Consider the following 22,559-nt stretch of genomic DNA (forward strand, 5'->3'; position numbering starts at 1 on the left):
TTTGTCACCAATAAGTTTATAATATAATAGATATCTTTTTACTATTCTCTTTTTTGAGACCCGTTTTGGAGAGACTGAGATCAGGCACTAAGAAGCACAACTGCCTGGCATGACACCGGACGGATAAGATTGTAAAAAACTATCATACTATTAAAAGGAAGGAGTTTAAGCGATGGGAGAACCTATTTTTGCCCTCGATATTGGCACTCGTTCCGTTACTGGCATTATATTGGAGAGTCTCGATAACAAATTCAAAGTTATTGATTATTATATGAAAGAACATACAGAACGCTCAATGCGTGATGGACAAATACATAATGTAGTAGCGGTTGCTCAAGTCATTCAAGAGGTCAAAGAAAAACTTGAAGAAAGAGCAGGTAGCCCGTTTACCAAAACCTGTGTTGCCGCAGCCGGAAGATCATTAAAAACAGTGGAAGCAAGTGCTTCCATTTCATTGCATCATCACCCAATTACAGATTTAGATGTTATCAAGCATTTAGAGCTCACTGCTGTTCAACACGCACAGCAAACGCTAGCGAAAAAAGATAAAAATAATGATTACAATAACTATTACTGTGTTGGGTATTCTGTTCTAAATTATAAGTTAGATCAAGAACAAATCGGCTCGCTCATTGACCAGAGCGGTGAAGAAGCTGCAGTTGAAATAATTGCTACGTTTCTTCCTAAAATAGTTGTCGAATCATTGCTAGCAGCCCTTCGACGTGCAGATCTGGATATGGAGGCTCTAACACTAGAGCCAATAGCAGCGATCCATGTGTTAATACCCGAGTCGATGCGCAGACTGAATGTAGCGCTTGTTGATATTGGTGCAGGAACGAGTGATATCGCAATCACAGATAGAGGTACTGTTGTAGCCTATGGAATGGTTCCTATAGCAGGTGATGAAGTAACCGAAGCGATAAGTGATCATTATCTACTTGATTTTCCTAAGGCGGAGGATACGAAACGAGCAATCGTGAATAACGGGGAATATACGGTTGCAGATATATTAGGTTTTGAATCTGTCATCACCTATGAGACACTTGCCAAAGATATTGCATCATCTGTCGAGCGTCTTGCAGAAGCAATAGCTACTGAAATTCTCCAGTTAAATGCAAAGGTTCCGCGCGCAATAATGCTTGTTGGTGGTGGTAGCTTAACACCAAATTTAACGACTACCCTTGCAGATAAACTGGATCTTCCGCATAATCGCGTTGCTATTCGTGGAAGCGACGCAATCCAAAATTTACGTCATGAAGGTGTCCCAACGGGTCCTGACTTTGTTACGCCAATTGGTATTGCAATTGCCGCCAGACAAAATCCTGTGCATTATGTGAGTGTAACAGTGAACAAGCAAGTCATTCGACTATTTGAGATGAAGCAACTTACTATTGGCGATTGCTTGATTCAAGCTGGGATCAAATTGAATAAGCTTTATGGAAAACCAGGGTTAGCCTCTATTGTTACTGTAAATGGTAAAGAAATAACACTACCTGGCAGCTTTGGCAAAGCACCGCAAATCTATTTAAACAATAACGCCGCCCACGTTGATGACTTAATTATAGATGGGGATGATATTGAATTTGTTGCTGGTGCCGATGGAAAGCCAGTACAGACGACCTTAAAGGAACTTATTGGTGAAGCGCCATCTATGACTATCTTCTATAACAAAAAGCCTTATAAGCTGCAAACAGATTTTTATGTAAATGGCAGTATTAAAAACTCAAATTATAGTATAAAAGATGGCGACAAAGTCACCTGGAAACAAACAAGAACAATCCGTGCATTTTTACAAGAGCGAAATTTGGTTCCGAGTATCACTACAAAACCATTTACAATACGACTCAATAACCATTCTATCACGCTAACTACTGGGACAACTAGAATTTTGGTCAACAATGAAGAATCAGCGTTAGATGACACCTTAAAACAAAATGATCGAATAGAAGTCATACTAGCAAAGCAACCGACCGTCCATGATCTGTTACAGCAGCTTGATAAAAAAGCTTTAAATAAGGTCACTGTCACGTTTAATGATGAAAAGGTTATATTGACACAACCTCTTGTTAGAATCAAGCGAGATGAGGATTTATTAAGTATAGAGGACCCTATTCAGCCACACGATGTACTTACGCTGAAAGAAAGAAAAATAGAGCCATTCATTTTTCAGGATGTTTTTCGTTATGTACACATCGATTTAACCAAGGCAAACGGAAAGTTTAAATTGTTGAAGAATAATCTCCCCACCTCGTTTGATGAGAAAATTATCACTGGAGATAAGCTAGAGATTCGCTGGGAAGACTAAATAAAAAAGGTTTTAAAAAGGCTGTCACTTTTTTGTGACAGCCTTTTTATCTTATTTTGTTGCTGCTTTTGCAGTTTTTTTAACCTCTTCTTTTTTGCTCGATGCATCTGCCTTTACTTCTTCTGCCTTCTGCTCGGCATCTGCTTTTACTTCCTCAGCCTTTTCTGCAGCATCTTTTTTCACTTCATTCGCTTTTTGAGAAGCATTTTCTTTTAATTCTTGTGATTTTTGAGCAACATTCTCTCTTAATTCCTGAGACTTTTGTGCAACATTTTTAGTAAGTTGTGATGTCGTATCAACAGCTTTCTTAGTCAGGTCAGCACTTGTAGCGAATGCTTTATCTTTCAATTCCATCCCTTTTTCTTGGGCTGCATCCTTGAATCCGCTGGCACGATCCTTAACTTGTGTTGCACCTTGGTTAATATCACTTCTTAACTCTCTTCCTGATTTTGGGGCAAACAGCAATGCTGTTGATCCACCAATAATTGCCCCTACTAATGATCCGATAATAAAATCTTTCGTATTAATATTGTTTTCTGGCATCCTTATTCCTCCTAGAGTTAATTATTTTCTTTTTCTTTTATTCCAATATTCCAATATGGAAGCTCCCCATTTCACTGCTTGTGCAGCCTTTTCCTGATCTTCTTTAGAATATCGGGAAACTGTATTGGAAAGTTGTCGCAATGTTTGGTTGAAATCTTTGACTGTATCACCAATACCACTAGCACCTTCAAATAGACCATCTAACTTTGCAGATTTATGATTGATATCGTCAGCTAAACGATTAGTTTTATTCAAAAGCTGCGTTGTTTCCGTTGTAACACCTTGTATTTGTTTTTCTAGTCCTTGCATTGTATTTGATACGTTGTTTAGCGTTTCTTTTGTTGCTTTTAATGTGATAACTACATATACTACCAGCACGATAAATGCGATAACTGCAAGAAGTGCGGCAATATATAATATAACTTCCATTTCTAAAATCAGCTCCTTTTTCGTGTAGTATTGCTATTGTATTGGTTCTAATAAGAGCATTTCTTTATTAATACAATCATACACTTTTTAAAATAATACCCCAAATTATGAAGGGTAAACCTATGTATGAGCGAAGAAACGCGCTGAATAAGTACAATAAAGCACAAAACCTTCTATTCCATAGCGGCTTGCCACTTCATTCCTTTGCCCTTATAGTATAACCCTTTCCTTTAACAATTTCGACAAATATGATAGAATTCCTGCCTACTCATATGAAAAATATATCTTACTTGTATAGCTTATTTTCCCATATAATTTATTCCGTAAACATAAACAGCAAATTTCTATTATTTTATCTCAACCGTATAAACGTGGTCTAATTAAAATACTTTGATTTTATTACAAGTAAAAAATAAACCACCAATTACTAGAATTGATGGTTTACGGCATTAGTTTTTTATTGAGTTTTTTAGCGTCTCTTCATACGCCTTTTGGAATTTTTGAATATCTCCAGCACCCATGAAAATTAGAACACTGTCTTTAAACTGCTGTAACACTTCTGTTTGATTTAATTCGAGGATTTCACTTCCTGAAATTAATTGCTGTAAGTCATTAATTGACAGCTGACCCGATTCTTCTCGAGCAGAGCCGAAGATATCACATAAATAAACGTGATCTGCTTCATTTAGGCTATCAGCAAACTCTTGCAGGAATGTTTTTGTTCTTGTAAATGTATGTGGTTGAAAAACAGCTGCAATTTGCTTATTCGGGTATTTCTTTCTCGCAGACTCAATTGTAGCCGTAATTTCCCTTGGATGATGTGCGTAATCATCAATAATTACTTGACCAGCAATTTCTTTTTCACTAAAGCGGCGCTTAACCCCTTTAAATGTAGATAGATTTTTAATATCTGCTGCTTGAATACCTTCATAATGGCAAATCGCAATGACAGATAGCGCATTTAGAATATGATGATTTCCATACATCGGAATCGTAAACGTTTCATAGTACGTATTTCTTACAAACACGTCAAACTGCGTTCCATTTTCTGTTTCCTGCACATTCTGAGCTTGGAAGTCATTTGTTGCAGCAAACCCATAATAAATTACCGGAACCTTCGTATGAATCTTTTGCAGTTCTTCATCATCACCACATGCAATAATACATTTTTTTACTCGGTCTGCCATGGATTGAAACGCATCGACTACGTCATCAAGACTCGTAAAGTAATCTGGATGGTCAAAATCAATATTTGTCATAATCGCATAATCAGGCTCATAGCTTAAGAAATGACGACGGTACTCACAAGCTTCAAAAACAAAATACTGGCTGTCAACATGACCATTGCCTGTACCATCACCTATTAAATAAGAAATAGGGAATGTTTCATCTAACACATGGGCTAATAACCCAGTTGTTGATGTTTTCCCATGTGCACCTGTGACGGCAATGCTTGTATACTGCTTCAACCATTCGCCAAGGAATTCATGATATCTGTAAAATGTACAGCCTAATCTTTTCGCTTCCTGAATTTCTATATGCTCATCTGAAAATGCATTTCCGGCAATAACGGTAAACTCTTTTTTAATATTACTTTCAGAAAAAGCAAGAATTGGAATCTGCTTTTCTTCAAGTGCTTCCTGCGTAAAAAATTTTTTCTCATAATCAGACCCTTGCACCTTTTCACCCGAATCATGAAGGATCTGCGCAAGAGCACTCATTCCTGTCCCTTTAATACCAATAAAATGGTAAGTTGTCATAAACGAACCTCCAACTTGTTCATACAAACGTTACATCTGCAAATAATTGTATGAAAGGATATTCACACCGATTCATTATAGCAAAAATTGATATAGATTCAAATACTTTTCTCTTATTTTCAAAAGCACGGCTGTATCATGCGTTTGGAGCGTTATAGTCAACCTTTTCCAATCGTGGATTTGGTCTATATCTGCGTCCTTCTTTCGCTTCCGGACTTCCATTAAGCAGTACTAAATCTCCTGTAAACCCAACATTTAAGCGTAGTAAACTTCTTCCAACACCATACATATCTACAGGTACTCCAGCTTTTTCAAATTCGGTAATCCGTTCTTCTGTGAATCCGCCAGTAACCATTATTTTAACATGCTGGAAGCCGTCATCATCCAATGCTTCTCTTAATGCAAAAAGTAATTCGGGATTCACACCTCTTGGATCAAAAGTTCCCATTAAATGATGGTTTCTTAAAAAGTACTTATCCACTAATGTACGGGATGTATCGAGACGAACGGATTTAAGAGCACCTCCAAATTCTCTGGCAACCTTTAATGAATCTGTTATCACATCGTTATTGTAATCAACAAGCGCAGCCAAATCATCTTCAGGAAATAGTTCATGATAGGCTTTAGCAGCTGCTACGGTATCTCCACGGAACATTTGAATCAATGCATGCGGCATTGTTCCCATTCCTTCTTTACCCCACCATTCATTCATGGCGTGCGTAGCTTGTGCAGTGGACCCACCGATAAATGCAGCATATCCGTCCCCTGCCTGAGTCGTGTAGTGGTCATCACGATCTCCCATAAAAACAACTGGTTTTTGCTCCCCGGAGGTTCGTGCAGCTTTTACCACATTGTATACATTTGTCGCTACAGATGTTCTTCTTGCAAGGATTCCATCAATAATTCCTTCTAAAAAGCCAAATTGCTGATAAGACCCAGAAATTGTGAGAACTGTTTCGTACGGACTGATTCTATCTCCATCTTTTAGCGAGTGGATTTTCAGCGTTTCTGGACGGTCTGCAAATGTATGTAACAATGCAATTACCTCATCAGTTCCACATAATACAGCATGCTCCTTTTGAAAAAATTGCATCGTTACATAATTATTTGCTAATTTTTCCTCTGCAATTTTTTTCGTTTTAAGAAAATAAACGGCTGAAAACCATCCCTCACGGATTCTTTCGTCAAATTTAAAGGTTCTGTTCGTTAATCGTTTAATTTTACCTTCTAGCTTTTGTTCAATTTCTTTCATAATAGGCTCTCCTTATCAGTAACAATTCGTTCTTTTATCATATAGAAAATTCCCCAACTAGACAAATAAAGTGAAATTTCATTTTGTGGGGGTCCTTTCTCCACTAAATGGTAGCACCACAAGGGAGACCCGCAGGCCTTTGAATAGAATCAGGAATTTACGGGATGTTAACCCCACTTTCACGTTTTTGCTTTTCTCACACTTAAGGTGGAGGTGTTAAGCTCGCAAATGCATGGTAAATTACATTTCATCTAGTTGGGATGGACTAATTAATACTTCTCTCGGTTTACTTCCATTTTGTCCAGAAATAATACCTCGTTCCTCTAGTGCATCAATCAAGCGTGCTGCCCGGTTGTAGCCAATTTTAAAATGACGCTGCAAGAGCGATGTGCTTGCACTTTGGTGATTCATAACAAATTGAATTGCTTCATCCATTAATTCATCCGCATCCTCATCTACGGTAATTTGCTCCAGCAATTGTTCCTGTTCAAATAGATAGTTCGGCTCAGCTAAGCTTCTAGCATAACTTGTTACCCGTTCGATTTCCTCGTCGGAGACATACGGACCTTGTAGACGGACACTTTGACCAGCACCATTCTCTACAAATAACATGTCGCCCCTTCCAAGAAGCTTTTCCGCCCCGCTAGAATCAATAATAGTCCGCGAGTCAATTTGGGACGATACACTAAATGCAATCCGTGTTGGGATATTTGCTTTAATTAGTCCTGTAATAACATCAACAGATGGACGCTGTGTGGCCAATAATAAATGTATCCCGCATGCTCTCGCTTTTTGGGCAATTCGGCTAATTGAATCCTCCACATCCTGCGGCGACATCATCATTAAGTCAGCAAGCTCATCAATCACAATTACGATGAACGGCATTTTTACACTGCTACGACCTTGTTTGATTACCTTCTGGTTGTAGCGTTCAATGTCTCGCACACCTTCCTGAACGAATTTCTCGTAACGGTCTTCCATTTCATTCACTGCCCACTTCAAACTTTGTGTTGCAGCTTTCACATCTGTTATAACTGGTGCAACTAGATGTGGAATGCCATTGTAAGGTGCTAGCTCGACCATTTTCGGGTCAATGAGCAAAAATTTAACATCCTCATGATTTGCTTTGTAGATGAGACTAATTAAAATCGTGTTAATACAAACACTCTTCCCGGAACCTGTTGCACCTGCAATCAAACCATGTGGCATCTTTTGGATATTTGTGATCTTTGGATTTCCTTCAATCGTTAAGCCGAGTGCAATGCTAAGCGGTGATTTACTTTCTTTAAATTCTTCCGTTTCAAAAATACCTTGCAAGCCTACCATCTCTGCTTTCAGATTCGGCACCTCAATTCCAACTGTATTTTTCCCCGGAATCGGAGCTTCGATACGGATATCTCTTGCAGACATGTTCAATTTCAAATCATCGGAAAGATTTTTAATCTTGCTTACCTTAACGCCTAACTCTGGATGAACTTCAAATCTTGTAACAGATGGTCCTTGTGTCGCTTTTACGACACGTGCACGTACATTAAAATATTTTAGCGTTTGTTCTAGCAACTGTTGTTGTTCTGTTACCCAAAGCTTGTCGTCATTGTTTTTTTCTACCGGATCATTGAGTAAGTGAACAGGGACTTCCCGTACAAGCTCTTGTTGCTGTATGATATCAATAACTTCCTGCTCCACTGCTCCTTGTTGAGTTACAGGTTCTTCTTCCTGCTGCGTTTCCTTTGTTTCCATCTTTTCTATTGTCGCTGCCTGTTGCTTCCATACTTCATTACGTTTTCGGTCATAAAGTCGTTTTTTATCACGAGGTGTCATGATAACATTAAATGGTTCCGACTTTCTTTCACTTCTTCTTTCCGATACTCGCTGATTCTGTTGTGTGCTAATCGGATTAATTTTTTCTTTTCGATTTCTTTCCTGCACTTCGGAACTCGTATCTTCTGTTTTTATTACATTTTCTAGAGGAGCTTCTGTAGCTGCAGCCTCTTTCTCTGCCTCGATTACAGGGCTTGTCTCTTCTTTATAAAGAGAAGATTCCTTTGTAATACTTTCAACTGCCTTGTTTTGCACTTCTATTGGTGACGCAGATTTTTGTTTGCGTTCCTCTATCTTTGAGAAGATAGGAATCTGTTCTTCATTACGTTTTTCTTCCTGTATTTGATCCTTCCGTTTATATGCAGGAACATTTTCTATTTCCTTCTCTTTCTGCCTCTTTTGATAGCCATAAATTGGCGATGGTACGTCTGTAGGCTCGAATGGAATGTCAGGATTCTTTTTGTATACTTTCCTGTCATGTCTTATCGGTTCTTCAAACTTTCTTTCTTCCCGCTTCTTCTCCTTTTTAAATGTGGGCGCAGACGTTTCATAATCAACTTTACTTTCAGCTGGCCGGTTTACCGTTTTTTTTGTTGGCACATCAGGTATAACAGGAAAACGAAATGAATTTTTCTCAGGATACTGATACATCATTCTCGCTTCAACTTGTTTATTTTCTTTATTATGAAGGCTAGGGTTTGCCTTAATCTCCACAATTTCTTCAACTTCCACTTCTACTTCTTCTGTAAATATATTTTTTAATTTTTTCTTCCATTGTTCAAACATATCTATCACTCTTTCTTTTCTTTAGCGGACAGGAAAATAGAAACCTTTCCTGCCTATCCCCATACAATAATGGTATAACATTATAGTTAATCATTTTCTATTCTAGCAGTTTTTAGGTTTTTTTGAAACGTATGTAAGAAAACATAAGTTGAATTACCTGGTTTACCATCATCTTCTCTGGGTCTCAAGCAATGTCGATTATCTATGTAACTTGATGAAGATGAAAAAACTTAATTAAAAGTAGGCAGGTAAACGAAAAAAACAACCTCGCACTCATGTGAAAGGTTGTCCTTTTGCCTTATTTAAACGATAAAGTAAAACTTCATTCAGTAAAGGAGGTTCTTTTCCTCCCTTACTGAATGTTAGTAGAACAGAATCTGGAGTTACGGGATATTTATCTCCCTCCCACCTTCACATTTTTGTATTTCTTACGCAAAGAGGGTGGGTATCACAACGCACAGGACGTCGCGATCTAAGTCGACCAGCCCGTTAATGCGTGATAAATTCTTCTCCTACTGAATAAGAATCATCCAATACATAAATTCCTTTTTCCGCTGGCGCATTCGGGAGCCCTAATTCTTTTTGTGAACAAATCATACCATTTGATGGTACTCCTCGTAATTCAGAAGGTTTGATTTTCAAACCACTTGGCATTGTTGCGCCAACTTTAGCCACGACTACTTTTTGACCTGCATCCACATTCGGTGCTCCACATACAATTTGTAATGTTTCGGTACCCACGTCAACTTGGCAAACACTCAATTTATCGGCATTTTCATGGCTATCCTTACTTGTTACATAGCCAACTACAAATTTTGGACTCAAGTCAAAATCAAGCTGATCACTAAGTTGATTTACCGCGAATAATTGCTTAATCTCTTGTAAGAAGGATTCCGTCAACTTTATCTTTCCCTTTTCTGCTAAATCAAAATGCTTCGAAGCTTCAAATATATTGTAGCCAAGCACCTCACCTTTTTTTGAAGTGATTTTTGTAATTGGACCGAATCTTTCGTGTTCGATTTCATAACGGTCTCCATCCTTGATTGGAATCAGTAACACGTCACCAATACCATCTGGATTGTAAAAAACATCCATTACATTCATCCTTTCTAGCTTTTTTCAGGTCTATTTTTTGCAAGTATAAAGATTGGTTCTAACTTCTTATTTTCATAAATAAATGGAAGAGAGGTAATTGGTATACGTCCTTCCGCGAAGAACTTCATTGTCATCTGCGCTAAAATATCATACCCCATTTTATTTTGAATGTCAGCTATGATTAACACATCTTGGTGGGGAACGGCTACAGTTAAATCACCTTTGGCATTCGCCTTCATCTCTTCTAAGAAAGCTTCATTTAATATTCTGCTTGCATCATAGCCATCCTGTGTTGCAACAAAATAAAAATCATTATCAGCTACTTGGTCGTGCTTATAATCAAGACTCAAGGAACGTACATTAAATGTTGCTATTTCATCAATGCGTGAAGCAGTCCAACCTTCTTGTTCAAGAAGCTTTTCATCTATCAGCCGATAGGATTTACCTAAATCTAGCGCATAGAAAACACGCGTTTCTGCTGTATGATCCTTATAGACAAGCTTTGTACCGGCTTTGGTTTCCGTTGGAAAGGACGGTGAACGCATAACAGGGTATATATGTTTCTCCATTCCCGCAAGCTGATGCTCCTCATTCATAATTCGGAGCGCCTCTCTCACATGCTCCTCCAGCTCATCAATAGCCACTTCTCCACGCTGATTGTATTTTACGATTACATTTGGTAATGTAATTGTAATTCCTTGGTTCGATTCCTTCCATTCTACTCTGAATGTATCTTTATCACGATTAAACGAAGTCTTAAAATATTCATTCGCAAAACGTTCTTCCAATACTTTTTTCATTTTAAAGCTCGTCATTTTCATGCAATCGTCACCTCCTGTACCACTTGAGCTTATACCGATAGTCCGTTAATAAATTGCTCAATCTCTTCTTTTGTTTTCCGGTCCTTACTAACAAAGCGACCAGCTTCCTTGCCGTTTACGAAAGCTAAGAAGCTTGGAATGCCGTATATATCGTAGTCCTGACAAAGTTCAATAAAATTATCTCGATTTACTTCGACAAATTGATACTGTGAATAGGCTTGTTCAATTTCAGGTAATATCGGCTCAATAACACGACAATCTGGGCACCAGCCAGCGGAAAATATAAAAATAACACGTTCATTATCTTTTAAATCATTAAATTGCTCAACTGTTTCTAACTGTTTCATTTCGTCTCAACTCCCTTTCCTTTACTATCATAGCTTTGTTTCAAGTATGATTCAATTATCAAGGGTTGAACATGTGTTTACTCTATGCTCTCCTGCTCGATAGCAATTGATTTTGCAATGTTCATTAACTCACTTGCATCATTCTTGATTCTAGACTTTTGGGTATATGTGGTGATTTTAGCGCCTCCAATGCCAATTTGTAATTCGTAGCCCTCTCCATCGTCAGGCAGAATTCGCATATACCCAAATTTATCACCATCACTGTACGAATCCAGCACCAGTGCTTGATCTGACTGAGCAGCCTCGTAATTCAACTCACTTGAAGCGGGTTCAAATTCGTTATAAAAAACGATGTATGTTTGCTTCCCATCAACAAGAATCAAATTACTTTCATCTTTGCTCTCTACTTCTAAACGATCAGGTATATAAATAGAATTACTTTCCATTTCATAATTTGTTTCAACCGGTGTATCACTATAAAATACCGCTTCAGCCGCTTCTTTTGCATCAGCTACTGCTTCTTCCTCTGATTTAAATCCACACCCAGCAAGCAATATAATAGCTAAAGCTGTTACAGATAGCGTAACGATTAAATTTTTCACGACGCTTCCTCCTAGTACGTACTTTTTAGCCATTGTTCATGATACTATGAAATGATTTATTTTTAAAGAACAAAAGCGGCTGTGCCCAGTTAGCAACGTACGAACTTCATCCATATTTTTGGGAGTTCGATAAATCGAACATTTTTGAAAGGTGATAAAACTGGAGGCAGTCGATGAAAACAGCTAAAGAACCAATAACACTTTAGAGTCTATTTGGTTATAATCAGTTCACCCAAAATAAACGTGAGCAGTAGAGGACCACCGCTCACGTTTTATAATTTATAAAAACAATTTGTATGCTATTATAGGTTATCCTTTTCCAAAGCTTTTGACTTCTACATAACATCGTTACATAAGTGGTGAAAACTTATCTGATCCGGATATTTACAAAAGTTATATTCACTTGCACCATGTGCACATACAGCAAGCTTGTAGTCTTTTGCAATTGTAAATTGCTTTAGCATGAAGCCCTTAATCTCTTCATTTCTATCCATATCTATAATAACAGCCTGGTCCATCTTTATTTTTTTCACCCGAAAAGAATCAAGAGGAATAGCCAACCCTTTTCCTAATGCCTTCACATAGCTTTCTTTCATTGTCCAAATATCAAAGCATACAAGGCTTTTATTCTCTGCTGCAAGTATTTCCCAATATTCAAACTCGGTAAAAAGCTGCTTAGCCATACATAAATCAAATACCCTTACCTCTTCTACATCAATGCCCACCTGCTGATCGTGCACCGCACAGACAACAAAATCACCAGAATGTGAAATATTGAATTGTAAAGAAGGATAATCTGGAAAATATGGCTTACCATATGCATTTTTTTCTATTGTAATATCCTTCGCTCGCTTCCCTGACTGTTTATAAAGCACATGCTTAATCAACAGTTCACCGACCAGTGTACGGTAAGCATCTGCGAGGTGAAAGAATTGCATTAATCGTTTTTGCCTTTCGCCAGATACATATGCCAGCATGGATGTTAGCTCTGATTGGCTTTTTTGTTCGGGTAATTGACAAATATAAACTTCAACCAATCCCTTTGCTCCTTTCCACATCTTCCGATTGCAACTGTGGCTTACGCTTATTTTCCGTTTCTTTAAATCTCATTGCAATGATCCATGCGATAATTAGAAATATAGCAGCGCCGAACAATGCATACTGGTAGTTCAATAATCCAATATGTTCAGCCCCTGCTGCATCCGATGCACCGAGTACACTGGACAATATAGCTACACCAAGTACAGAGCCTAGTCTGTTCTGCATATTAAATAATGTTGTTGCTCTGCTCATAGAAGCAGAATCGATATGTTTAAATGCAGAAATTTGTGCAGCTCCTACGGTCTGGCCCAGGAAAAAGCCAATACCAAACATCAATACTCTGAGCAACCATGGATTAGATGATGCCGATAGTGCAATGAGTATAAATACAATAATGGTTCCTAATAGTGAAAAGACTAGCAGACGCTGCAATCCAAGTCTTTTCAGGGTCCAAGGCATGATTTGAGAAGCTGCCATTAATCCAAGCGCTTCTAGAAATGTTGTTAGTCCTGTGTGTAAAGCACTTACATTTAATGCGTTTTGGTACATGAGCGGAAATACGTAAAGCATCCCCAATAAACCAGCCGCTGAACAGAGACTGATTAGACTCATTATGCGAAACATCGGATCTTTCAAGAGGCTTAAATTGATCATCGGTTTGTCGATACGAAGTTCTACAAGAACGAGCGCAATCATGAAAGAAATACCGACAAGACCAGTAATTAGAATTTCCGGAGAAGTCCAACCTTTTATCGTACCTTGTGTGAGTGCATAAATTGACATCGAAAAACCTGATAGCGACAGTAAAAAACCTTTATAATCAAATTTCCCTACCGCTTCCTCCAGATGTTCCTGCAAGTATACCTTCCCAATTACTAAGGCTAGTATGCCAACTGGAATATTCATATAAAATATCCATCGCCAGGAAAGAACATCTACAAGCAATCCGCCAATTACCGGGCCAAGTGCAGGTGCAAGTGCGATTGGTATAATTAGTATACGTGAAAGCTTTGGCCGTTCTTCATGGGTAAACGTTCTAAATAAAATCGCCATACCAACAGGGGTAAGAAAACCTGCCCCTATGCCCTGCAAAATTCGATACAGATTCAATGTAAACATATTGTGAGCTATTCCGCATAATGCTGATGCAATCGTAAATAGTGCAAGCGCGGCTAGAAATACACGTTTCGTTCCAAAACGGTCACCAAACCAACCAGCTGCTGGAAGAAACATTGCTAAGCTAACGAGATAGCCGATGTTGATTGTTCCAGTAGCAGAAGGGGGAACGTCGAACGCTTCCCCAATTGCCGGTAATGCTACATTAACGATGGTACTATCAAGAGCAGACATAAACATAGCAAGTACATAAACAATGACAACTGCTACTCTAGCATTATTAAAATATTGCTTCATTCCTAAGCCCTGGAACCAATGCTTTCAGATACTCTCAAACTATTTGGCATCTGATTATGCCAATGTGATTTAATATAATCCAGGCACTTTTCGCGATTGTCTGCTCCGTAAACATTTTCCCATCCTGATGGTATATCCAGAAAGTCGGGCCAGAGTGAATACTGGCCTTCCTCATTGATTAAGACTACATAAATTCCATCCGGGTTTTCGAAAGGATTGCTCATCATCTATCTCTCCTCTATGAATCTATTAAGATACGTCGATACATACTGTTTAGCTTTTCAGAAATAATTTCTCCGATTTCCGCCAACGGTTCCGGCTGACACATATCCTTATGACGGCAATGAATATCATACGCTTCAAGGGTCCCATGAACATAAGATTCCCATGCGTTGACATGTATCGGCTCAAACCACTCTGGAATAATAGTTGACCGGAAAAAGAGAATATCACCAACAAATAGTTCCGGTTCTGATTGGCTCAAAATATGTACAGACTGTACATATGTTTTCTTCAAGTTCATAATCACAGAATCATCAAGGCTTGCTAATGCACTACCGTCTTTCTTAAGCAACTCAATTACATGCTCCAATTCCAATGGCTTCTCCCCAAAACTTTCAGGATCATATCCTCCCAAGGCAAGTAAAGCAATCTGTGCTTCTGATTCGTCAGGCATATTGTTTATCGGCAGAAAATGATTTGGATATGCATCCAGCATAGCGACAAGTGCAACCTCCTCCCCTTGTTGTTGAAGTTTTGTGGCCATTGCTTGAACAACATTTCCACCTAATGACCATCCAATCAAATGATAAGGACCCTCAGGCTGAACACTTTGTATCTGCTCAATATAATCTGCAGCCATTTCATCCAATGACTTCGGATAGTTGCCTGGCTCCGAAATTCCTCGTGCCTGTAAGCCGTATATCGGAAAATCCTTCCTTAATGCTTTGATCAGCCCCGCATAGCACCAACTAAGCCCTCCTGCAGGATGTACGCAGAATATCGGTGGAAGACTTCCGCTTCTACGCAGTGGCAGCAACACGTTAAGTGCATTATGATCATCACCAAATTCCAATCGTTCAGCAAGCCCTGCAACAGTCGGAGATTCAAAGAGATTACCAATACTAAGCTCTATGCCGAACGTTTCTTTAATTCGCGTCATCAACTGTACAGCAAGCAGAGAATGACCACCAAGATGGAAAAACTCATCATCGATCCCTACATATGGCACTTCAAGTACTTCCATAAACAGGTTACAAAGGACTTCTTCTTGTGGTGTTCTTGGCCCACGTCCGTTCATTTCTGCTGTATAGTCAGGTTGAGGCAATGCCTTGTAATCGAGTTTGCCATTAGGTGTTAATGGAAATTCGCCGATCACTGCAAACGCTGATGGAACCATATAATCAGGCAAATGTTTCGCAACCCAATGCCGTAAATCAACATGCTCTCCATTTTCGTTTCTCTTTAAGACAACATAAGCTATAAGCCGTTGATCACCCGGTTGATCTTCCCTGCTTATCACGGTTGCTTGCTCTACTTGAGGATGTTCAGAAAGCACATGTTCAATCTCTCCTAATTCAATTCTGAATCCTCTTATTTTAACCTGCTGGTCGGCTCTGCCTAAATAATCCAGGACCCCGTAGTCTTTCCAACAAGCTAAATCCCCGGTGCGATACATTCTTGCACCTCTTTCCCCATAGGGATTAGCGACAAAGCGACCTGCAGTTAATTCAGGACGCCCAAAATAACCTCTCGCTAATCCAGGACCGGATACATATAATTCCCCTACGACACCTAATGGAACCGGCTGGAGAAAATTATCCAATACAAATACATCAAGATCCGGTATACCTTGGCCAATGATACTAGCTGCTCGTGCTGAAAGTGTTCTCTTGCTAAGCTCCATGTACGTAACATGAACAGTTGTTTCTGTAATACCATACATATTGATTAGTTTCGGTGCATCATCAGCATGTCTTTCATACCAATCGTCTAATCGACTTAGTTCGAGTGCTTCCCCTCCAAAAATGACATACCTTAATACTAGATTCTGCCCGATTACTTCCTGTTCACGATCTGCCTGCATTAACTGATAAAATGCGGAAGGTGTCTGATTTAATACGGTAACTCCTTCTTGAACAAGCAACCGCAGAAAGTCAGCAGGTGAACGGCTAATCGTATGCGGTACAATGACAAGACGACCTCCATACAATAGAGCACCCCACATTTCCCAAACAGAAAAGTCGAATGCATAAGAGTGAAACAGCGTCCATACATCATCTGCTCTAAATTGGAACCATTCATCAGTTGCTGTAAGCAAACGATGAACATTTTGGTGAGGAATAACAACCCCTTTTGGAAGACCCGTTGAGCCGGAAGTATAAATAATGTAAGCTGGATGAAGCGGCATCAACGGCTGGACTCGTTGTTGATCTGTCGGATTTGTAACCTTATTTTCATTTAACTTTTCTACAATTTCTTTTTTGTCCAAGACAATACTTGGAGTCACATCCGTTTCCGGAAGTTTGGCAGCATATGCTTCATTTGTAATAATAAACTTCGGCTTTACATCTTCCAGCATAAATGCGATACGTTCACTTGGATAATTCGGATCGAGCGGTACATATCCTGCTCCAGCCTTCAATATCCCTAATAAACCGATTATCATTTCAAATGACCTTGGTAGAGCAAGTGCGACAAACTGCTCCGGGCCAACACCTTCAGCTATTAATAAATGTGCAAGCTGATTCGCTTTCTGATTCAATGTTTGGTAACTCATTTTTTCGTTTTCAATTACGAGTGCAATGTTTTCTGGATGAAGCATCGCTTGCTTTTCAAATAGTGATGGCAAGGACAGCTCTTGCATATCCTCCTTCACACTTCCAAGTGTAAGCAACTTTTGCTTTTCTTCCTGTTCCAATATTTCAAGACGCCCAATCGGTTGCCCCTGATCCTTCACAGCTGATTCCAATAACAGGATAAGCCGTCTTACCATCAATACGATCCTTTCTTCCGTAAAAAGATCCGTACTAAATTCCAGGAAACCATCTAAACCATCTGCATTTCCAATGTCATTAAAACGTTCACGAAACTCTAACGTAAAATCAAACTTAGCTGCCCCTACACTATAAATCGATAGATCACTCTCTAGATCAGGTAAATTCAGGTCTGGAGCAGTTGTATTTTGTAGTGCGAGCATAATTTGAAATAATGGATGCTTTGATCTCGAACGAACTGGATTTAGTACCTCTACTAATCTTTCAAACGGTAGATCTTGGTTTTCATAAGCATTGATATTGACCGTTCTCACTCTGTCGAGCAATTCCCGGAAACTTGGATTACCGGATGTGTCTGTACGCAATACCAATGTGTTTATAAATAAACCAACAAGGTCGGTTAGCGTATCATCATTTCTTCCCGCTACAGGGCTCCCTAAAGGTATATCCGTTCCTGCTCCCAGTCTTGTCAGCAATGCTGTCAGCCCTGCTTGTAATGTCATAAATAAACTGACCCCGTTTTGTGCAGCGATATCCAGCAACTGCTGATGCAGTTCCGGACGAATCGTAAATTGGTATGTCTCTCCCTGATAGCTAGACTCCAATGGTCGGGAATAGTCTGTCGGTAATTCTAGGTAGTCAGGCAAGTCTGCTAATGTTTCTTGCCAGTAAGCGAGCTGTTCATCAGCTAAAGTTTTGGTATCCTGTTTGTTATCTAGCAGTTTTTCTTGCCAAAGCGCATAGTCTGTATACTGCACGGGTAATGCTGTCCATTTTGGAGCTTCTTCTTGACAACGACTGACATATGCCCGCTTTAGATCCTCTGTTAATGGTGTGAGCGACCATCCGTCACCCACAATGTGATGCAGTAATAGGAGAAGCACATACTTATCCGCTTCCACTTCAAAAAGTTCAACCCGAAATGCTGGCTCCTCTGCCAAGTTAAAGCAATACCTTACAGCTTTGTTCAATTGATCATTTAATTTCACTTCTTCAATTTGATGCACATGCAGTACAGGTTTGGCCGCCTCGGTATCCAATATCAGTTGCTGGGAGGCCCCAGCTTCTTCCGGAAAAATTGTTCTTAAAGATTGATGCCGCTCAACCACATCCACGAGCGCATCCCGTAATGCATCGTAATTTAATATTCCTTTTAAATGAACGACAACTGGGATATTATAAGTTGGACTAGGTCCTTCCAGCTGGTATAGGAACCATAAACGTCGTTGTGCGAATGATAATGGAATCATTTCTTGAGCTTCTGCCTTCTCAATAGGTGGTCTTACTTGCTTACCCTTGTCCAGCTGCTTAACAAGAGTTGCAACAGTCGGAGTCTCAAAAATTTTTCCAATGCCGATCTCAACCTCAAACACTTCACGAATTCGATTAACTAACTGGGCAGCGAGCAGCGAATGTCCACCAAGATCAAAGAAACTATCATCAATGCCTATTTGCGAAACACCTAGAACTTGTTTATAAAGATCACATAATATTTCTTCTTGTGGGGTTCTTGGCTCTCGGCTTTGATCGCCTTTCATGATATCCGGTTCCGGTAACGCTTTTCGATCAATTTTCTTATTAGGTGTTAATGGCAAGTCATCTAATATAACGAATGCGGAAGGAACCATATGGACGGGCAGCTTATTTCGTGCAGATTGGCGAAGTTCAGTAAGATTAATTTCTTCCCCTGTCTCTGGCACAAGATAAGCAATTAAACGCTTATCCCCTAACTGATCCTCCCGAACGACAGCTACTACCTGATTAACAGTGCAGTCTTTTGCAAGAAAAGCCTCAATTTCCCCAAGCTCTATTCTAAAACCTCTTATTTTAATCTGATGATCTGATCTACCTATATATTCAAGCCTGCCATCTGCTCTCCGGCGGACAACATCGCCAGTCCGATACATTCGATCTCCTGGTGACCCATATGGGTTGGCAATGAAGCTTATCGCAGTTAAATCAGGTCTGTTAAAGTATCCTCGTGCCAGTCCTTTTCCAGCTATATATAAATCTCCGCTCATTCCAGGGGGCACAGGCTGCAAGCTGGAATCCAGCACAAATACCTGAGTATTTCCAATCGGGCACCCGATGGAAGGAATACCTGTTTGCTTCTGATTAAGGGTCATCGCTGTAGACCATATCGTTGTTTCTGTCGGTCCATAAAGGTTTGTTACTTCACAATCAAGTTCATTAAGTGCTTCTGCTAGATTAGCTGTAAGCGCCTCTCCACCGACAAGCACCCGTAGTCCCCGTAATTTTTGCGGGAATGACGAGACGAGGGCATGCCAATGAGTTGGTGTTGCCTGCATGACAGAAATACTGTTTTCTTCAATCAGATGCGCTAATAAAACGGGATCTTTAACTACGTCCTTTTCTGCAATAACACAACTTGATCCGCTAATAAGCGGGAGAAACATTTCCAGTGCCGATATATCAAAAGCGATTGTTGTAACAGCTAAAAGTCGATCCTCCTCCCCTAATTTAAATCTGTTTTGCATCGAATGAAGGAAATTCATCAAGGCTTCCGCGGTCACAACAACCCCTTTCGGACGACCAGTCGAACCAGATGTATAGATCATATATGTTGGCCGATGAGGTGCTATTGGTACGCAAGGAAAATCGATATTAGCATAGGCAGCTAACCTTTCCTGAACAACTAAATCATCTAACACGAGATTCGGAACTTCGCTTTCTGGCAAACCATACTGTATTGACTGATGTGTCAGTATACACATAGGCTTGGCATCATCCAGCATATAAGCAATACGATCAGATGGGTAATCCGGATCAATCGGTAAATAGGCTGCTCCCGTTTTTAGAACAGCTAAGATGGCAATAACCATATCTTCTGATCGCGGCAGTGCTAATACAGCAAATTTCTCAGGTCCCAGCCCATGTTCTTTTAGTAAGTGGGCAAGACAATTAACTTTCTCATTCAATGCAGAATACGTAAGCGTCTTTTCATTAAATATCAACGCTTGAGACTTCGGTGTAGATATCGCCTGTCTTACGAACATTTCCTGTACAGTTACTTGCTCTTGCTCTAACGAAGTACGATTCCATCTGTATAAGACATTATCTTTTTCCTCTGGTAAAAGGACATTCATTTTCGAAACGTTCACATCTGCTTCTGTCATTGCAATATTTTCTATTACATGTAAAAGACGCCTGAGATGAAGTTCTATTTCCTGTTCACTATAAATATCTGCATTCGCGTTAAGATCGACTCTTAGCCCTTTGCCATCACGCTGATCATAAATATTTAGAGAAAGATCATCGACTGGTCCTGTATGAAGCTTATGCGTTTTCCCTATACTTCCAGCAAAATTTAATTCATAATCAAACGGCATCATATTAATTTGCGGACCGAATAATCGCTGATTTCCACCCACCAATTTCAGGTCTCGCCGTAATGTTTCATGTCGGTAATTCTGATGCAAACGAACTTCATGCATTTCTCGCTGCACGTGCTGCATTAATTCTGAAAAAGTCATACCTGGACGCACCGCAAGACGTAATGGCAGCAAATTCATTACCATTGCAGGTACCTTTACCGATGATGTGCCCATACGGCACATCATCGGTAAACAGAGAACAACATCTTCAGCACTCGTTAAACGCTGCATATAAACAGCTACAGCCGCAACAATTACTTCATACAAACTTCCTCTATTGGCCATTTGTTTCAATTGATCCACTGTATCAGTTGGTACATAGCCTGTCTGATAGATGATCTGGTTTGATAATCGCGACGAAGTATCTGCGAAACTTACTACGTCGGGTTGATCGCTAAAACGGTTCATCCAGAAAGTGCGATCATGCATGTATTTCTCTGAAGTTAGATATGCCTCATTTTCCTCTAACACATCTTGATATGACCCCAGCTTGTCTACAGCAGGATGGCGATATACAAGTGATGTATAAATATCTGCCACTCGCTGTGCGATGAGCGCAAACCCATATGCATCCGCAGCAATATGGTGAATACGCTGATACCAGAAATACTGATCCGAACTCACCTTAAATAAGGCTTGCTTAAACAGCAAATCTTGCGTCAGATCAATTGCTTCAGCAAGGTCGACCTTCATCCAACTTTCAGCAGCTTGTCGCGGATTTTTCTCCCCACTTACATCTATAAAATGAAAGGAAAAATCTCTCTGTTCACGAACTTCCTGCCATGGACCGTCTTCACTCTCTCCAAACCTGGTATGTAGCGAATCTGCCTCTTCGATTGCCTGCCGTAGTGCTTTTTCAAAGTGTTCGAGCTGTAGACTACCGTTAATCTCAACATATTCAGCCGTATTATAAATAGGATTCTCTGGTTCCAGTTGTTGTGCATACCAAATACCGGCCTGAGCACCAGTCAATGAATGGTGCGCCACTATCGATCTAGGCATATCTTTGAACCTCCTTTTTCATTTATACCTTGTCACTTACCCTATCGATTAAATTCCACCATGCTGATAAGTTACCTTTTTCTGCCAACCTGATAAAATTAACTTCTAATCCGTTTTGTCTCCACGATTCAACCAAACTCATCAGCCGAATGGAATCAAGCCCTAAATCGAACAGATCATCAGTATCTGAAAGTTCTTCAGCCTCCAAATCCAGAAGTTCGGCAACTTGTTGGCGCATTGCTTCAAAAGTAAATGATCCTGTCATGTCTGTTTCTTCCTTTGTATTGCTCCCCTCAATCACTTGCAATTCTCGCAGTATGTCAGCAGTAGAAGTTGTAGCTGCACATCGTTTTGTTGCATATTCGATCGCCATTTTATGCTCATCCAATGAAAAGTCTGCAACTGCATCAGCAACAAAGAAAGGCTGTATATCATACATAAATGCTTCAGCTGCAGTTAGAAGACACCCGATATGTGCATAAACACCACAAATAATTAACTGGTCACGCCCTTGTTTCTGTATAATATCCAGAAAGTCTGATCTTTTAAATGCACTATACCGCCATTTCGTAAGCATTAAATCATTTTCCTCGGGTGTGAGTGCATCAATGATGCTAGTCTGCGCTGGATCATCCGAAAGCCCTTCACCCCAGAAATCTGTTAGCAGTGCCCTATCCTCAGGATTCTGATCACCTGGCTGTGCTGTATAAACTACTGGAATAGATTGTTTTTTACATTGTGCTTTCAGTAATTCAATATGGTCTACCAGCTCCGTCACCGGTGATTGACCTCTGTCATAAAAATTTAAAAAGTAATCTTGCATATCATGAATAAGCAGAACAGCCCTGTCCGGGTCCACCTGCCATGAAACTTTATTTTCTGGAAAATCCGATACATTCGGCATTGAATAAGATGGAATCTTAGGAATACCCATTAAAACACTTCCTTTCA

General features: G+C 39.7%; 15 protein-coding genes. 1 reads left to right on the forward strand and 14 read right to left on the reverse strand.

What is annotated here, in order from left to right; genetic code table 11:
* Positions 1 to 172 precede the first annotated feature (172 nt).
* The gene (locus NYE61_RS04495) at positions 173 to 2,305 is read left to right on the forward strand and encodes a cell division protein FtsA (RefSeq protein ID WP_303447438.1); all 2,133 of its coding nucleotides are present in this window, start codon (positions 173 to 175) and stop codon (positions 2,303 to 2,305) included.
* A 51-nt stretch (positions 2,306 to 2,356) separates the two neighbouring features.
* Here the strand turns inward: NYE61_RS04495 and NYE61_RS04500 are convergent, their stop codons facing one another.
* From NYE61_RS04500 to NYE61_RS04565, 14 genes are all read right to left on the reverse strand, one after another.
* Positions 2,357 to 2,848, reverse strand: a complete 492-nt coding sequence (locus tag NYE61_RS04500; protein WP_118889032.1) for a YtxH domain-containing protein — start codon at positions 2,846 to 2,848, stop codon at positions 2,357 to 2,359.
* 21 nt (positions 2,849 to 2,869) lie between these two features.
* The gene (locus NYE61_RS04505; RefSeq protein WP_118889031.1) at positions 2,870 to 3,277 is read right to left on the reverse strand and encodes a DUF948 domain-containing protein; all 408 of its coding nucleotides are present in this window, start codon (positions 3,275 to 3,277) and stop codon (positions 2,870 to 2,872) included.
* 449 nt (positions 3,278 to 3,726) lie between these two features.
* A complete protein-coding gene (murC, locus tag NYE61_RS04510; RefSeq protein ID WP_095307381.1) occupies positions 3,727 to 5,037 on the reverse strand; it encodes a UDP-N-acetylmuramate--L-alanine ligase in 1,311 nt (436 codons plus the stop codon).
* Positions 5,038 to 5,173: 136 nt separating this feature from the next.
* The gene (locus NYE61_RS04515) at positions 5,174 to 6,289 is read right to left on the reverse strand and encodes a nicotinate phosphoribosyltransferase (protein WP_303447443.1); all 1,116 of its coding nucleotides are present in this window, start codon (positions 6,287 to 6,289) and stop codon (positions 5,174 to 5,176) included.
* Positions 6,290 to 6,529: 240 nt separating this feature from the next.
* Positions 6,530 to 8,896: a DNA translocase FtsK gene (locus tag NYE61_RS04520; RefSeq protein WP_303447444.1), complete on the reverse strand. Its 2,367-nt coding sequence runs from the start codon at positions 8,894 to 8,896 to the stop codon at positions 6,530 to 6,532.
* 489 nt (positions 8,897 to 9,385) lie between these two features.
* Positions 9,386 to 9,991 carry a YtpR family tRNA-binding protein gene (ytpR, locus tag NYE61_RS04525; RefSeq protein ID WP_095307385.1) on the reverse strand — a complete coding sequence of 202 codons (606 nt, stop codon included), beginning with the start codon at positions 9,989 to 9,991 and terminating at the stop codon, positions 9,386 to 9,388.
* Between the two features lie 14 nt (positions 9,992 to 10,005).
* Entirely contained in the window at positions 10,006 to 10,812 is an 807-nt protein-coding gene (locus NYE61_RS04530; protein ID WP_095307386.1) for a DUF1444 domain-containing protein, read from the reverse strand.
* Positions 10,813 to 10,841: 29 nt separating this feature from the next.
* Complete coding sequence (locus NYE61_RS04535) at positions 10,842 to 11,159, reverse strand: thioredoxin family protein (protein ID WP_095307387.1); 318 nt, start codon at positions 11,157 to 11,159, stop codon at positions 10,842 to 10,844.
* 77 nt (positions 11,160 to 11,236) lie between these two features.
* Positions 11,237 to 11,761 (reverse strand): hypothetical protein, encoded by a 525-nt coding sequence (locus tag NYE61_RS04540; RefSeq protein ID WP_095307388.1) that lies wholly within the window; start codon positions 11,759 to 11,761, stop codon positions 11,237 to 11,239.
* Positions 11,762 to 12,096: 335 nt separating this feature from the next.
* Positions 12,097 to 12,798, reverse strand: coding sequence for a 4'-phosphopantetheinyl transferase superfamily protein (locus tag NYE61_RS04545; RefSeq protein WP_303447445.1), 702 nt, complete (start codon positions 12,796 to 12,798; stop codon positions 12,097 to 12,099).
* On the reverse strand, positions 12,791 to 14,215 hold the full coding sequence (locus tag NYE61_RS04550) for an MDR family MFS transporter (protein WP_303447446.1): 1,425 nt from the start codon (positions 14,213 to 14,215) through the stop codon (positions 12,791 to 12,793). The genes NYE61_RS04545 and NYE61_RS04550 overlap by 8 nt, the downstream gene beginning before the upstream one ends.
* Before the next feature lie 2 nt (positions 14,216 to 14,217).
* On the reverse strand, positions 14,218 to 14,439 hold the full coding sequence (locus tag NYE61_RS04555) for an MbtH family protein (RefSeq protein WP_245347693.1): 222 nt from the start codon (positions 14,437 to 14,439) through the stop codon (positions 14,218 to 14,220).
* Positions 14,440 to 14,453: 14 nt separating this feature from the next.
* The gene (locus NYE61_RS04560) at positions 14,454 to 21,608 is read right to left on the reverse strand and encodes a non-ribosomal peptide synthetase (RefSeq protein ID WP_303447448.1); all 7,155 of its coding nucleotides are present in this window, start codon (positions 21,606 to 21,608) and stop codon (positions 14,454 to 14,456) included.
* A 22-nt stretch (positions 21,609 to 21,630) separates the two neighbouring features.
* Entirely contained in the window at positions 21,631 to 22,542 is a 912-nt protein-coding gene (locus tag NYE61_RS04565; RefSeq protein ID WP_095307394.1) for an isochorismatase, read from the reverse strand.
* Between the last annotated feature and the right edge of the window lie 17 nt (positions 22,543 to 22,559).

Origin of the sequence: Oceanobacillus sp. FSL W7-1304, assembly GCF_037969805.1 — a bacterium.
GTDB classification, from domain to species: Bacteria; Bacillota; Bacilli; order Bacillales; family Amphibacillaceae; genus Oceanobacillus; species Oceanobacillus profundus.